This window comes from Roseovarius halotolerans (assembly GCF_900172255.1).
GTDB lineage: Bacteria > Pseudomonadota > Alphaproteobacteria > Rhodobacterales > Rhodobacteraceae > Roseovarius > Roseovarius halotolerans.
Window position 1 is genome coordinate 1,203,838 of sequence record NZ_FWFU01000001.1, and the last position, 13,783, is coordinate 1,217,620.

General features: G+C 63.9%; 17 protein-coding genes. 10 read left to right on the forward strand and 7 right to left on the reverse strand.

What is annotated here, in order from left to right; genetic code table 11:
• Positions 1-4 precede the first annotated feature (4 nt).
• Genes metA through ROH8110_RS05830 form a run of 4 tightly spaced genes read left to right on the forward strand, consistent with a single transcriptional unit; the run spans position 5 to position 3,393 of the window.
• The gene (gene metA, locus ROH8110_RS05815) at positions 5-928 is read left to right on the forward strand and encodes a homoserine O-acetyltransferase MetA (protein ID WP_085816691.1); all 924 of its coding nucleotides are present in this window, start codon (positions 5-7) and stop codon (positions 926-928) included.
• On the forward strand, positions 912-1,880 hold the full coding sequence (locus tag ROH8110_RS05820; protein WP_085816692.1) for an alpha/beta fold hydrolase: 969 nt from the start codon (positions 912-914) through the stop codon (positions 1,878-1,880). Before metA ends, ROH8110_RS05820 begins: the two co-directional genes overlap by 17 nt.
• Before the next feature lie 33 nt (positions 1,881-1,913).
• The gene (ppk2, locus tag ROH8110_RS05825) at positions 1,914-2,783 is read left to right on the forward strand and encodes a polyphosphate kinase 2 (protein WP_085816693.1); all 870 of its coding nucleotides are present in this window, start codon (positions 1,914-1,916) and stop codon (positions 2,781-2,783) included.
• A complete protein-coding gene (locus ROH8110_RS05830; protein WP_085816694.1) occupies positions 2,776-3,393 on the forward strand; it encodes a TetR/AcrR family transcriptional regulator in 618 nt (205 codons plus the stop codon). Before ppk2 ends, ROH8110_RS05830 begins: the two co-directional genes overlap by 8 nt.
• Positions 3,394-3,400: 7 nt before the next feature.
• Here the strand turns inward: ROH8110_RS05830 and ROH8110_RS05835 are convergent, their stop codons facing one another.
• The 3 genes from ROH8110_RS05835 to rplM form a co-directional block, all read right to left on the reverse strand.
• Positions 3,401-5,398, reverse strand: a complete 1,998-nt coding sequence (locus ROH8110_RS05835) for an acyltransferase family protein (protein WP_170156433.1) — start codon at positions 5,396-5,398, stop codon at positions 3,401-3,403.
• Positions 5,399-5,515: 117 nt separating this feature from the next.
• Entirely contained in the window at positions 5,516-6,004 is a 489-nt protein-coding gene (rpsI, locus tag ROH8110_RS05840; protein ID WP_085816696.1) for a 30S ribosomal protein S9, read from the reverse strand.
• Complete coding sequence (rplM, locus tag ROH8110_RS05845; protein WP_085816697.1) at positions 6,004-6,468, reverse strand: 50S ribosomal protein L13; 465 nt, start codon at positions 6,466-6,468, stop codon at positions 6,004-6,006. The genes rpsI and rplM overlap by 1 nt, the downstream gene beginning before the upstream one ends.
• Positions 6,469-6,707: 239 nt before the next feature.
• Between rplM and ROH8110_RS05850 the strand changes: the two genes are divergently transcribed.
• Positions 6,708-7,556 carry a DUF3800 domain-containing protein gene (locus tag ROH8110_RS05850; RefSeq protein ID WP_085816698.1) on the forward strand — a complete coding sequence of 283 codons (849 nt, stop codon included), beginning with the start codon at positions 6,708-6,710 and terminating at the stop codon, positions 7,554-7,556.
• Between the two features lie 174 nt (positions 7,557-7,730).
• On the opposite strand, the gene ROH8110_RS05855 is transcribed toward ROH8110_RS05850, so the two are convergent.
• A complete protein-coding gene (locus tag ROH8110_RS05855) occupies positions 7,731-8,156 on the reverse strand; it encodes a PaaI family thioesterase (RefSeq protein ID WP_085816699.1) in 426 nt (141 codons plus the stop codon).
• Positions 8,157-8,216: 60 nt separating this feature from the next.
• On the opposite strand from ROH8110_RS05855, the gene ROH8110_RS05860 reads away from it, so the two are divergent.
• The 4 genes from ROH8110_RS05860 to gluQRS all read left to right on the forward strand — a co-directional run bounded on the left by ROH8110_RS05860 (position 8,217) and on the right by gluQRS (position 11,664).
• Positions 8,217-9,005 (forward strand): enoyl-CoA hydratase, encoded by a 789-nt coding sequence (locus ROH8110_RS05860; protein ID WP_085816700.1) that lies wholly within the window; start codon positions 8,217-8,219, stop codon positions 9,003-9,005.
• A gap of 106 nt (positions 9,006-9,111) precedes the next feature.
• Positions 9,112-9,315, forward strand: a complete 204-nt coding sequence (locus ROH8110_RS18435) for a hypothetical protein (protein ID WP_139837387.1) — start codon at positions 9,112-9,114, stop codon at positions 9,313-9,315.
• Between the two features lie 139 nt (positions 9,316-9,454).
• The gene (trmFO, locus tag ROH8110_RS05865) at positions 9,455-10,813 is read left to right on the forward strand and encodes a methylenetetrahydrofolate--tRNA-(uracil(54)-C(5))-methyltransferase (FADH(2)-oxidizing) TrmFO (RefSeq protein ID WP_085816701.1); all 1,359 of its coding nucleotides are present in this window, start codon (positions 9,455-9,457) and stop codon (positions 10,811-10,813) included.
• Positions 10,810-11,664 carry a tRNA glutamyl-Q(34) synthetase GluQRS gene (gene gluQRS / locus ROH8110_RS05870; RefSeq protein ID WP_085816702.1) on the forward strand — a complete coding sequence of 285 codons (855 nt, stop codon included), beginning with the start codon at positions 10,810-10,812 and terminating at the stop codon, positions 11,662-11,664. The genes trmFO and gluQRS overlap by 4 nt, the downstream gene beginning before the upstream one ends.
• Positions 11,665-11,726: 62 nt before the next feature.
• On the opposite strand, the gene hisI is transcribed toward gluQRS, so the two are convergent.
• Entirely contained in the window at positions 11,727-12,089 is a 363-nt protein-coding gene (gene hisI / locus ROH8110_RS05875; RefSeq protein WP_085816703.1) for a phosphoribosyl-AMP cyclohydrolase, read from the reverse strand.
• Positions 12,090-12,156: 67 nt separating this feature from the next.
• On the opposite strand from hisI, the gene ROH8110_RS05880 reads away from it, so the two are divergent.
• Positions 12,157-12,612: an iron-sulfur cluster assembly scaffold protein gene (locus ROH8110_RS05880; protein ID WP_085816704.1), complete on the forward strand. Its 456-nt coding sequence runs from the start codon at positions 12,157-12,159 to the stop codon at positions 12,610-12,612.
• Between the two features lie 10 nt (positions 12,613-12,622).
• Here ROH8110_RS05880 and ROH8110_RS05885 read toward each other — a convergent pair whose 3' ends face one another.
• Both ROH8110_RS05885 and ROH8110_RS18890 read right to left on the reverse strand, forming a co-directional pair.
• Positions 12,623-13,279, reverse strand: a complete 657-nt coding sequence (locus tag ROH8110_RS05885) for a hypothetical protein (protein WP_085816705.1) — start codon at positions 13,277-13,279, stop codon at positions 12,623-12,625.
• A gap of 321 nt (positions 13,280-13,600) precedes the next feature.
• On the reverse strand, positions 13,601-13,723 hold the full coding sequence (locus tag ROH8110_RS18890; protein ID WP_254903725.1) for a hypothetical protein: 123 nt from the start codon (positions 13,721-13,723) through the stop codon (positions 13,601-13,603).
• Between the last annotated feature and the right edge of the window lie 60 nt (positions 13,724-13,783).

Genomic DNA, 13,783 nt, shown 5'->3' on the forward strand with positions numbered 1-13,783 from the left:
ACAGATGCCCATCAAGATCCCCGCCGACCTGCCCGCCTTCGACGTGCTGACGCGCGAAGGTGTCATGGTCATGACCGAGGATCAGGCCGACCGTCAGGATATCCGCCCGCTGCGCATCGGGCTGCTGAACCTGATGCCCAAGAAGATCCAGACCGAGAACCAGTTCGCCCGCCTGATCGGCGCGACGCCGCTTCAGATCGAACTCAGCCTCATTCGCATGAGCGAGCACCGCACCCGCAACACCGCCGCCGATCACATGCGCAGCTTTTACCGCCCGTTCTCGGATGTGCTGGCCAGCGGCGAGAAATTCGACGGTCTCATCATCACCGGCGCACCGATCGAGCACCTGCCCTTCAGCGAGGTCACCTATTGGTCCGAGCTTTGCCAGGTCTTTGACTGGACCCGGACCCATGTGCATTCCACCTTCGGGGTCTGCTGGGGCGGCATGGCGATGATGAACTATCTTCACGGCGTGCCCAAACACCTGCTCGACGAAAAGGCCTTCGGCTGCTTCCGCCATCGCAACATGGCGCCGGCCTCGCCCTATCTGCGCGGGTTTTCCGACGATTGCGTGATCCCCGTCAGCCGCTGGACGGAAATGCGCCGCGACGAGATCGAAGCGGTGCCCGATCTCGATATTCTTTTGCACAGTGACGAGGTCGGCCCCTGTCTGGTCGAGGATGCGGCGCATCGCGCGCTCTATATCTTCAACCATCTGGAATATGACAGCGACACCCTGAAGCAGGAATATGATCGCGACGTGGCCAATGGCACGCCCGTCACCCTGCCCTGCAACTACTATCCCGGCGACGATCCCCAGCGCCCGCCGCAGAACCGCTGGCGCAGCCATGCGCATCTGCTCTACGGCAACTGGATCAACCAGATCTACCAGACAACGCCCTTCGATCTTCATGCCGTTGGCCGTTAGGATCGCCCTTGCGCTCCTGCTGGCGCTGGCGCTGCTCTGGGTCGTGGTGCAATCGCGCGCCCGCACCCAGGAGGCCCGCGCCGAAGCCGCCTTTCCCCCCGAGGGCCGCATTCTCGAGGTGAACGGCCACCGCGTCCATGCGCTCAGCATGGGCAGCGGACCGGATATCGTGCTGATCCACGGCGCCAGCGGCAACCTGCGCGACATGACGCTGAGTCTCGCGCCACGCCTTGCCAAACGCTACCGCGTGACTCTCCTTGACCGCCCCGGTCTCGGCTACACGGATCGGATCAACCGGTCCGGCGCGACCATCCGCCAGCAGGCCGAGCTTCTCTCGGACGCCGCGCGCCAGATAGGCGTCGAGAACCCGATCGTGCTTGGCCATTCCTATGGCGGCGCCGTCGCGCTGGCATGGGCGGTGCATCGCCCCGATCACATCGCGGCGCTGGTGCCGCTGTCCTCTCCGGCCAAACCCTGGGACAGCGACCTCTCGGCCTATTACAAGCTGCTTTCACACCCGGTGCTGGGGCCGCTGGTGATCCCTTTCCTCACCGCCTTCGTGCAGGACGAACGGGTCGAACGCGCCGTCGAGTCGATTTTCGAGCCCGACCCGGTGCCGCCCGGCTATATCGCCCATATAGGCGCGCCGCTCACCCTGCGCCGGAACAGCCTGCGCGCCAACGCCCTGCAACGCGCACAGCTGCTTGACCAGATCACCGCGCTGCAACCTGCGCTCGATGCGCTGGACCTGCCGATCGAGCTTGTCCACGGCACCGCCGACACCACTGTCGGGCTGCACATCCATGCCGAACCCCTGGCGCGCCAGCTGGACAGCGCCAGCCTCACGCGCCTGCCCGGCACCGGCCACATGCCCCAGCACGCCGACGAGGACGCCGTGGTCGCCGCCATCGATCGCGCCGCGGGGCGCGCCGGATTGCACCCCGCCGACTGACCCGTCATAGTATCCCCAAAAAAGGAGAGGCTCATGGAGCTCCCATTCGATGGTGCGATTTCGGCCTTCTTTGCCAATGACGCCCCCGAACCGATCCGCAACGCGATCCGGCGTGCCGATAGCGGCGATATCCTCGATCCCGGCTATCCTCATTCCGAACGCCTGCCGCGCAAGCATTACGAGAAAGAACTCGAAGCGCTTCAGATCGAGCTTGCAAAAATGCAGTCCTGGGCCAAGGACAGCGGCGCACGCATCGCCATCGTCTTCGAGGGGCGCGACGCCGCCGGCAAGGGCGGCACGATCAAGCGCTTTCGCGAATATCTGAACCCGCGCGGCGCGCGGCTTGTGGCGCTCTCCAAACCGACCGAGACCGAGGCGACGCAATGGTATTTCCAGCGCTACATCGATCACCTGCCGGCCGGCGGCGACATCGTCTTCTATGACCGCAGCTGGTATAATCGCGGCGTCGTCGAAAAGGTGTTCGGCTTCTGCTCGGACTCCGCGCGCGAACATTTCTTCGACCAGACCCCCGATGTCGAACGGATGCTGGTGGATGAGGGCATTCACCTCGTGAAATTCTGGCTCAATGTCGGACGCGCCGAACAGCTGCGCCGCTTCCTCAAGCGCGAGGCCAGCCCGCTCAAGCAATGGAAGCTCAGCCGAATCGATGTCGAGGGGCTGCGCCTCTGGGACGAGTACAGCGCCGCCATCCGCGAGACCTTCGCGCGCACCCACACAGACCACGCGCCCTGGACGATCATCCGCTCGGATGACAAGCGGCGCGCCCGCATCGAAGCCCTGCGCCACGTCCTGCTTCAGGTGGATTACGCCCACAAGGACCTGCGCGCCATCGGCAAGCCCGATCCGCTGGTCTGCGGCGGTCCCGAGATATGGGATGTCTAAACGCGGCTATCATCACGGCAACCTGCGCCAGGCGCTGGTCGAGGCCGCGCTCGGCCTGATCGAAAGCCGCGGCCCCGCCGGCTTCACCCTATCGGAGGCCGCCAAGCTGGCCGGCGTCACCCCGGCCGCCGTCTATCGCCATTTCGCCGGGCGCGAGGACCTCATCGCCGAGGCCGCGCGTCAGGGCTATGCCATCTTCGCCGACGTCATGCGCTATGCCTATGAAAAGGGTCAGCCGTCGGCGCTGGCCAGCTTCGAGGCGACGGGGCGCGCCTACCTTGCCTTCGCACGGCAATATCCGGGCCACTACATCGCGATGTTCGAAAGCGGCATCTCGGTCAACCGGACCCCCGAACTGGCGCATGAGGCATCCCGCGCGCGCGCCGTGATCGAACGCGCCGCCGACGAACTGAGCCAGCACATCCCGCCCTCGAAACGGCCCCCCGCAGCGATGTTCAGCGCCCATATCTGGGCCATGTCGCATGGCGTCGTGGAGCTTTTCGCGCGCAATTCGCCCGGCACCGCCTCGCCCTTCCCGCCCGAAGACCTCCTGGAAAGCGGCATCGGCATCTACCTGCGCGGTCTTGGCCTCATCGCACCTGACGACTGAATCAGGCTCAGTCCTGCGACAGGGCCTCCGCCATGCGCGCCCTCAGGAGCGACGCGCCATAGCCCGATACGTGATCCAGATCGCTATAGGCCGAGCGCCCGTCGATGAACCATCGATAGACCCCGTCCTCGCGGAACACATCAGCGAGGTCGACCACCTCGGCCCCCTCGAGCCCGTCAAAGACCGACCGCGCCGCGGCCTGCAAGGCATCATGTTCAGCCACCGGCAGCGCCGATGCCTCGAAGATCTCCGTCGCTTCTTCGGGCGTGTATCCGCGCGCGACCGCCGCATAGACACCGCGCCGTGGATGGACCTGCATTTCCGGCAATTGCTGCAGCACGATCACCCGCACCCCCAGCCTGCGGTAGAAATCCACCGTGGCGGGCAGCGCCTGTGCAAAGACCTCGAAGGATGCCTCGCGCCCGCCCAGCTGCGGGCGCGGCTCCGAATTCAGCAGGAAATGCCGCTGGTCGTTGGAATAGCCGCCTTGCGCGTAAAGCGACCAGCGCGCCACCAGCACCACCGTCGTCACATCGTTCTGCGCCACATAGGCGGCCTGTTCCTGCGTCAGCGTGTTGCAGGTGCCAAGGCTGTAATTGCCGCTGGCCACATAGGTCCCGATCAGCGGCGGACAGCCGCCAAGCCCGGATTTGATGATCCGCGCACCGCTTTCCTCGGCATAGGCCCCGAAGGCGGGCAGGATCGCCTGCGAATGGCTGTCACCGAAGATCGCGATCGTCTCGCCCGGCCCGGCCCCGTCGAACACCTTGCAGAAGCGATCGGCACGGGTCTCGTCATTCCTGGTCCCCGCATAGCAGGCCCGCGTCAGGTTATGGCCCTTCATGCTGGCGATGACTTCCTTGTAGAACGGCGGCATCTTATTGTCATAGCGCGCTTCCGCCCAGTTCTGGTCCATCCCCACGAAACCGAAGGCCGCGAATGCGGCGATCCCGGCGCCGCTCACGCCGAACAGCGCCATGCGTCCGCGCAAAAGCTTGTTCGGCCCCGCGCGAAAAGGCTGCTCGACAAAGCGCCAGCTCAAGCCCGCCAGCACGAAACTCGCCAGCCCCAGCGCCAGCAACAGCCAGAGCGCCGGTTCATGCATCGAGCGCGCCCGCGCGAAGGCCAGCAGCGGCTGATGCCACAGATAGGCGGAATAGCTGATCAGCCCGATTACCACCGGCACTTTCATCGACAGGATCCGCGCCACCATCGTCCCTTGCGTGGCGAACAGCAGCACCAGGCAGGTGCCCACGACCGGCGCCAGCGCGTAGACCGACGGGAACGGCACCGCACCGTCGTAAAAGAAGATCGAATAGACAATCAGCCCAAGCCCGAGCGCCGCCAGCGGCCCATTGGGTTCAAGGCTGCGGCGAAACACGATGAAGGCGCAGATCGACCCGGCAAACAGCTCCCACATGCGCGACAGCGTGAAAAAGAAGTTCTCTTCGGGAAAATTGCGCCAGCCCCATTCGCTCAAGGCCAGCGACAGCACCGCCAGCAGCCCGATCACCACGATGTGCTTGCGCCGCCCGAACGCGCCCAGCAGCGCCAGAAGCAGCGGAAACACCATGTAATACTGCTCCTCGACCGCAAGGCTCCAGGTATGCAGCAGCGGACGCAGCTCGGCGGCCTCGGCGAAATATCCGGTATTCTCAAGGAAATGCACATTCGAGATGAACAGCGCCGCATAGGACAGGCTGCGCAGGAAATCGTCGAACGGTTCGGGTGGCAGCCAGAACCAGGCAAAGGGCAGGCACAGCCCCATCACCAGGAACAGCGCCGGCAGGATGCGCCGCGCGCGCCGCTCGTAAAAGCGCAGGATCGAGAACCGCCCCTCCTCGCGCTCGGTGATGATGATCGTCGTGATCAGGTAGCCCGAGATGACAAAGAACACGTCCACCCCGACATAGCCGCCTGAAAACACGCTCAACCCGGCGTGAAACAGGATAACCGGCACAACGGCCACAGCCCGCAGGCCGTCAATCTCGCGTCTGTATTTCATGCTAACAATCACCGCCCTGCCAGCTGCAACGATACCTGCACCGCCTGATACTGCCCCAAAATGAAAAAGCGCAACCCACGGGCTGCGCTTTTCCGGCATACGTTGTCGTGATGACGCTCAGCGCTTGGAGAACTGGAAGCTCCGGCGCGCCTTGCGGCGACCGTATTTCTTGCGTTCCACCACGCGGCTGTCGCGGGTCAGGAAACCGGCCGCTTTCAGCGCCGGGCGCAGCGCCGGATCGTACAGCTGCAGCGCCTTCGAGATGCCATGCTTGACCGCACCGGCCTGGCCCGACAGACCGCCGCCCTTGACGGTGGCCTGAACGTCGAACTGGTCCTCGACACCGGCGACGGTAAAGGGCTGGCGCAGGATCATCTGCAGAACGGGGCGGGCGAAATACTTGTTCAGCTCCTTGCCGTTCACGCTGACCTTGCCCGAACCGGGCTTGATCCAGACGCGGGCGACCGCGTCCTTGCGCTTGCCCGTGGCATAAGAGCGGCCCAGATCGTCACGGACCGGCTCGCGCGGGGTTTCGACCTCGGCCTCGGCGACGACGCCGTCGGCGACCGCTTCCAGACCTTCGAGTGTTTTGATTTCTTCAGCCATCAGTAAGCCACCCGCGTGTTCTTCTTGTTCATGGATTTGACGTCCAGCACCTCGGGGCCTTGCGCCTCGTGGGGATGCTCGGCGCCGGCATAGACGCGCAGATTGGTCATCTGCTTGCGCGACAGGCGGTTGCCCGGCAGCATCCGCTTGACGGCCTGCATGACGACCCGCTCGGGGTGATCGCCTTCCAGGATCTGCCCGGTGGTGCGCGACTTGATGCCGCCCGGATAGCCGGTATGCCAGTAGTTCGGCTTGTCGCGCTTGGCGCCGGTCAGCTGGACCTTGTCGGCATTGATGACGATGACGTTGTCACCCATGTCCATGTTGGGCGTGAACGATGCCTTGTGCTTGCCACGCAGGCGCATGGCGATGATCGAGGCAAGACGGCCCAGAACGACACCCTCGGCGTCGATCAGGATCCATTTCTTGTCGATATCTGCCGGAGTTGCAGAGAATGTTTTCATTGCAGGGAAATCCCTTGGTTGACGTGCCGGGCGCGCAATCGCGCAGCCCCTTCATACGATGGCGCGGTTATAAACCCTGCGCCGCGCAGGTCAATAGCCATGTACCGCAATAAATCACGCAAATTCAATGCCTTGCAATTACGGTATCATTTTACCCCATATACTTGGCAGTATTGTATTTGCCGTACCCAATCATGGGACGTAGGTTTTGAGCAACTTCAGCAACCACAAAGGGGGGGATGTCTTTTGCAGCCGACTGGATACACAGTCAAGTGTGTGGTTATGGCCGCAAGTCGGCTGGATCGCTAATAGTGTTTTGGCGCGCCTACTGCGATGAAAGCACTGACGATGATTGGTTTATCATCGGTGGCTATGTCGCAACCGCTGAAACATGGGATAAGTTCTCGTGTGAATGGGAGGACTTGTTGTCGTTCCTTCCATCATACATGGATGGCGTATTCAAAATGAGCGATCTTATGGGTTCAGATTATTACAGTGAGCGCGCTCTTGCTTTCTACAGGCTGATTGAGAACGCTGATCTTATCTCAATGTCATGCACATTGCGAAAGAATGAGCTGCTTGCCGCGTTTGATGAGGTGATTTGGCCGTCTAACAAGATAACCAATTGGTCGCAGTTTAGACGAGACCTAACAAATCCTTACATTTTCGCAGTGCGCGCAATGGTGCTAAAACTTACTCGAGTTCAAGTGAAACTTGGCGTTCATGGTCCCGTGAACTTTGTTTTTGACGAGCGTAGTGAGCAACAGAAGATCTTAAATGCTTGGCACCACGTGAATGATAGCGTTCCAGACGATATAAAACGCCTTCTTGGTAGCACCCCTGTGTTTGACAGAGAGGATCGATCACCACCACTTCAGGCGGCAGATATGTGGGCGTGGCTTGTTCGAGTATGGCAGCGAGGAAAAGAAGACTATGACTGGGCCGTTACCGAAGATCCAGCTTGGCCCTGGCTGCACGAAACCGCTTTAAAAAAAGGCTTTAGGGTTTCGTTCAATCAAGAGGATTTAAGGACGGAGTTGGAAAAAACTAATCGACTCGTAAGGCATCATCTGGGCGGATTATTTTAGCAAGCGCCCGCTCAAACGCCTCCTCAACTTCATTGAGGATTCTCCACGAAACTCGGTCAGATATTTGTATTCTCCGCCTAGATCGCACCGCCCGCACCCTTCTTCTGTTCCCAAGTATCCTCGGGGGGAGTCGCGCCAGCGGCGCGGCGGGGGGCAGACAGCCCCCCTTCCCGCTCACTCCCGCGCGGGCGGTATAGAATAGGTGAGACTCGCGCGCGCCACCGGCGCATCGACGCCCAGCGAGAAGATCAGCACCTCGCCCACCGCCAGCACCCGCCCCAGCTTCAGGATCCGGCACTCGGCGATCAGGTCGGCCCCCGCGGCGGGCTTGCGCATGAAATCGATGCTGCAATTGGTGGTCACGGCCAGCGCCTCCGGCCCTATCATCGCCAGGATCGCCAGGTACACCGACACATCCGCCAGCGCGAACATGCTCGGCCCAGACACCGTCCCGCCGGGGCGCAGGTGCCGATCCGCCGTCGCCAGCCGCACCCGGATCCGGTTCTCACCCAGTTCCTCGATCTCGAAATCCCCCGCGACCTGCGGAAATTCCGCCGCCAGGAAATCCTCCAGCGCCGCGCGTGTCATTTTCAGGCTCATCCGCTTCCCTCCCTGCCCATACGCGCGTAAGGTTGCCCATAACGAAACCGGAGGTTCAAGATGGCAATTCTCGAGCGCAGCGATAACGGCCCCGTCGCCCGGCTGACCCTCAACCACCCCGAGAAGCTCAATGCGCTCAGCGACGCGATGCTGGCCGCCCTGCAGGATCAGTTCGACCGCCTCGCCGGTGACAGCGCGATCCGCGTGGTCATCATCGACGGCGCCGGCAAGGCCTTCTGCGCCGGGCATGATCTCAAGGAGATGACCGCCGGGCGCCAGGCCGAGGATGGCGGGCGCGCCTATTTCGCCGATCTCTTCACCCGCTGCGCAAGAGTGATGACGGCAATCCGCGCCCTGCCCCAGCCGGTCATCGCCCAGCCTCACGGCATCGCCACCGCCGCCGGCTGCCAGCTCGTCGCCTCCTGCGACCTTGCCGTGGCTGCCAACGGCACGCGCTTTGGCGTCAACGGCGTCAATATCGGCCTGTTCTGCTCGACCCCGATGGTGGCGCTCAGCCGCAACATCCCGCGCAAACAGGCCTTCGAGATGCTGACCACCGGCGATTTCATCGACACCGACCGCGCCGCGGCGCTCGGACTCATCAACCGCGCCGTCCCCCATGAAGACCTCGCCGCCGAAACCGACGCCCTGGCGCGCCAGATCGCCAGCAAGCTCGGCACCGCCGTGCGGATCGGCAAACGCGCCTTTTACGACCAGATCGAAATGGGCCTCGATCAGGCCTATGCCCATACAGGCGCGGTGATGGTCGAGAACATGATGGTCGAGGACACAGCCGAGGGAATCAGCGCCTTTCTCGAAAAGCGCACCCCCGACTGGCATCAGGACTGACCCCACCCGCGCCATAATCAACGCTCCTGGGCGCAAATTGTCCCCTGAAAGGCAACGATAAACGCAGCTGGTGTCGATTTCCCGACGAAATCGCCGCGCGCCCTGGATGGCATTTATTGATCCGGCGCAGGGATTTACCGCTTTCGTTGCCCAAAAGGAAACAAACCGTTTCCAGAACACTGGTTTTTCCGCCCGGCACAATTCTGCCATTTTTGATGCGGGGTTGGTGCAAGTATCATTCGATTGGTTCGAATTCGGGTTTTTAGCAGCAAAGCATTACGGCTTGCGTCAACCCCACGATTCCTCCTGACATCAAAGTCTTGCAAGGTGATTTTCACGTTGCGACGGCTGTTTCCGTCCACGCGACAATCCGTTTCCACCCCTGCCCCATTTCCGCCCCATTTCCCGCGCCCTTTCCAAAGCCCGCGCAATCGCCTACATCGCGGCGCATGAATACGACACTTCATATCGTCGGTGGCGGCATGGCCGGGTCCGAGGCTGCATGGCAGGCCGCCAATATGGGCGTGCCCGTGGTGATCCATGAAATGCGCCCCAAGACCGGCACCTTCGCCCATCGCACCGGCGACCTGGCCGAGATGGTCTGCTCCAACTCGCTGCGCTCGGATGACGACGAACAGAACGCCGTCGGTCTTCTGCATTGGGAAATGCGCGCCGCCGACGGGCTGATCATGGCGATGGCCGACCGTCACCGCCTGCCCGCGGGCGGCGCCCTCGCCGTCGACCGTGACGCCTTCGCGCGTGACGTGACGCAGGCGCTGCGCGACCACCCGCTGGTCACCATCGAACCCGGCGAGATCAACGACCTGCCCGCCGAAGGCCATTGGATCATCGCCACCGGGCCGCTGACCAGCGAAGGGCTGGGTCAGGCCATCGCACGCGAAACCGGCCGCGAGGCGCTGGCCTTTTTCGACGCCATCGCGCCGATCGTCTATTTCGACTCGATCGACCTCTCCAAGGCCTGGATGCAATCGCGCTACGACAAGGGCGAAACCGAGGCCGAACGCACCGCCTATCTCAACTGCCCGATGGACCGCGACACCTACGAAGCCTTCATCGACGCGCTGCTCGCCGCCGACAAGACCGAGTTCCACGAGGGCGAGACCGCCGGTTATTTCGACGGCTGCCTGCCGATCGAGGTCATGGCCGAACGGGGCCGCGAAACCCTGCGCCACGGGCCGATGAAACCCGTCGGCCTCACCAATCCGCACCAGCCGGAAACCAAGGCCCACGCCATCGTGCAACTGCGCCGCGACAACGCGCTCGGCACGCTCTACAATATCGTCGGTTTCCAGACCAAGATGAAATACGGCGCCCAGACCGAGGTGCTGCGGATGATTCCGGGGCTCGAAAACGCCCGTTTCGCCCGGCTCGGCGGCATTCATCGCAACACCTTCATCAACTCTCCGCGCCTGCTTGATGCGCAGATGCGCCTGCGCGCCCGCCCCCATATCCGCTTTGCCGGGCAGATCACCGGCGTCGAAGGCTATGTCGAATCCGCCGCGATGGGCCTGCTGGCGGGCCGCCTCGCCGCTGCCGAGATCCTCGGGCGCGACCTCCCCCCGCCGCCGCAGGATTCGGCGATGGGCGCGCTCATCCATCACATCACCGGCGGCGCCGAGGCCAAGACCTTCCAGCCCATGAACGTCAATTTCGGTCTGTTTCGCCCCGTCGAAGGCCTCAAGGGCGGGCGGCGCGGGCGGCGTGACCGCTACAAGGCCTATACCGACCGCGCCAAATCGGCCTGGCGCGACTGGCTGGGCGAAACCGCCGATCTCATCCCTTCATGAGCTTCACCACACGATTCGCCCCATCCCCCACCGGCCCGCTCCATCTGGGCCATGCCTATTCGGCGCTTCTGGCGCATGACATGGCACATGCGGCAGGCGGGCGTTTCCTGTTGCGCATCGACGATCTCGACACGTCCCGCTGCCGCTCCGAATACGAGGCGCAGATATTCGACGATCTCGCCTGGCTCGGGCTCGACTGGCCCCGCCCCGTGCTGCGCCAGTCCGAGCGCCTGCCCGCCTACCGCGCCGCGCTCGAGCGCCTCTGGGACATGGGCCTGCTTTTTCCCTGCAGCTGCTCGCGCGCCGATATCCGCGCCGCCGTCTCCGCCCCGCAGGAAGGCGCGCCCGCCCACGGCCCCGACGGGCTGATCTATCCCGGCACCTGCCGCCCCAAGGCACCGCCCTCGGGCGCCATGCCCGACATGCCGCTGCGCCTCGACATGGCGCGCGCCCTCGCCCGCCTCGACGCACCCGTCACCTTCACCGAAACCGGCACCGGCCCTGCGGGCGAAACCGGGCGCATCACGCCGGAGGACATGACCGGCAGAGTCGGCGATGTGGCGCTGGCGCGCCCCGGCCTTGGCGCCTCCTATCACCTATCCGTCGTGGTCGATGACGCGGCGCAAGGCATCACCCATGTGATCCGCGGCCAGGACCTCTTCGAGGCCACGCAGATCCATGTTCTCCTGCAACAGCTTCTGGAACTGCCGGTGCCGCTCTATCACCACCATCGCCTGATCCGCGATTCCGCGGGCAAGCGCCTCGCCAAACGCGACGATGCCCGCGCCATCGCCACCTACCGCGCCCAGGGCGACAGCCCGCAATCACTGCGCGCCCGCCTCGGCCTCTGAGCGGGATTCATCTTGCCGGAAATACTCTGTGGGGGTGTGGGGGTGCAAAACCCCCACGCGCATCACGCGCCCAGGGGCGCCATGATCTCGGTTTCCTCGCCATCGCGCAGCGCCGTGTAGAAACAGCTGCGCCGGTTGGTGTGACAGGCCGGTCCGACCTGCTCGACCAGCACCAGCAGGCAATCGCGGTCACAATCCACCCGCATCTCGACCAGGTGCTGCACATGGCCCGAGCTCTCGCCCTTCACCCAGAACGCCTGGCGCGAGCGGCTCCAATAGGTCACCCGCCCGGTCTCCAGCGTCCGCGTCACCGCCTCGCTGTTCATCCACGCCATCATCAGCACCTCGCCCCCCTCGGCGGCCTGCGCTATGACGGGGATCAGCCCGCGATCGTCGTATTTCAATGAGCCCGGATCGAACGCCATGTCCTAAAACCTTTTGCATCTCGCGTCAGGACTTCTATCTATTGAGTCACGCAGCAAAGGGAAAGCCATGAGCGGCGAAACCGACCTTATCAAGCTCTATTCGGCCCGGATTCTCGAACTGGCCGCCGACATTCCGCATCACGGGCGGCTCGACGCGCCCGATGCCAGCGTCAAGAAACGCGCGCCGCTCTGCGGCTCGACGGTGACGGTGGATATCGCCACCGATGGCGAGACCATCACCGATTACGCCGCCGAGGTGAAGGCCTGCGCCCTGGGCCAGGCCGCCGCCAGCGTGGTGGGCGCGCATGTGATCGGCTGCAGCTACGATCAGGTCTCAGCCGCGCGCGATGCGCTTAAGTCCATGCTCAAACAGGACGGGCCGACCCCGCCCGCGCCCTTTGACGGGCTCGAGGTGCTGCGCCCCGCGCGCGAGTACAAGAACCGCCACGCCTCGATCATGCTGACGCTCGATGCCATCGTCGAGGCGATGGAACAGGCCCGCGCTGCGCATTCCTGCGCCTGACCTGACCGCGTCACCCCCCGATACGGCAGCGCTTGATGCCGCCATTCGTGGTGCAGACAGCAACACCCGCCTTGAACCGCTTGACCGCACCCGACCCCGCGATGCCGCCCTGGGTCACGGTGCCTTGCGATGCCGCCGGAACCTGCGCGCCGTCAAACCGGGCGCCGGCGCCACCGCGCAGCTCGTCCATCATGCCGCTCAGCCCGTCATCCGCGAACCGCTTCAGCATGGCGCCAAGGGCGCCGCCCCGCGCCTCGCCGATGCCGCTCCCGCCCGCCATCCTGCCCGCCACCGTTTCCGGCGTCGGCTCCGGCATTGCCTCCGGTGGTCTCCCACCCGTGGCGCGTGCGCGTTCAGGCGGGTCCAGGACAGGCAGCGGCGCATCCGCCCGGCGCCCCGGCGCGGGATGGCTGGTCATCTCCGCGATCGCGTCCATATAGGGCTGCCCGCCCTTTGGAAGGCGCTGCGCCTCCCGTGCCTCGCGCGCCTTGCTCGCCACCTGCGTCCCGCCGCGCGCCTCGATGCGCGCGCGGATCGTTTCCCGATAGCCCGCAAGCCCAAGCTCCCGGAACGACCCCCCCGATTTCTGCACCTGGAGATGAATATCGACGCCCAGCATCGTCAATCCCATGACGACGACAAGAACCAGGCTGTGCCAACTGAACATGTCTCGTGCCTCGCAACTCGAACCGCCCGCAAAGCCAATCACCCAAGTCCGGCCTCAAGATGGCGATCCGGCGGCGATTTCAGGCATCTGCGGACCATCGCCCACGGCCCGCCGCAAATAAAAAAACCGCCGCGCACCCAGGCAGGTGGCGGCGGCAGGAAAAGCGGGCTCCGCAGGTTCCCGTCATCGGCCGGTCGGGGTGAAAAGGCAGATCACCCCCGGCCAGGACCTCGGGACAGACGGTCACTCACATCGGCACCGGCACAAGGGGACAGGCGATACCGATTTTCATGACGGGCGCGGAACGTCGCAGGCAGAAACTCAGACAAGACCCGGCAGGTAAAGCCCCGCCACCAGCATCACCATCAAGGCGGCAGCGCCCAGGAAATCCCCAAACAGGGTGTCCGAGGACCGTTCGGCAGTGGCCTTGATCTGGCGAAGCATCGGGAGGCTCCTTTCCGGTTAACTGTGTTGCCTCTTTGTTCTCATTTTGGGCCGAGCCTG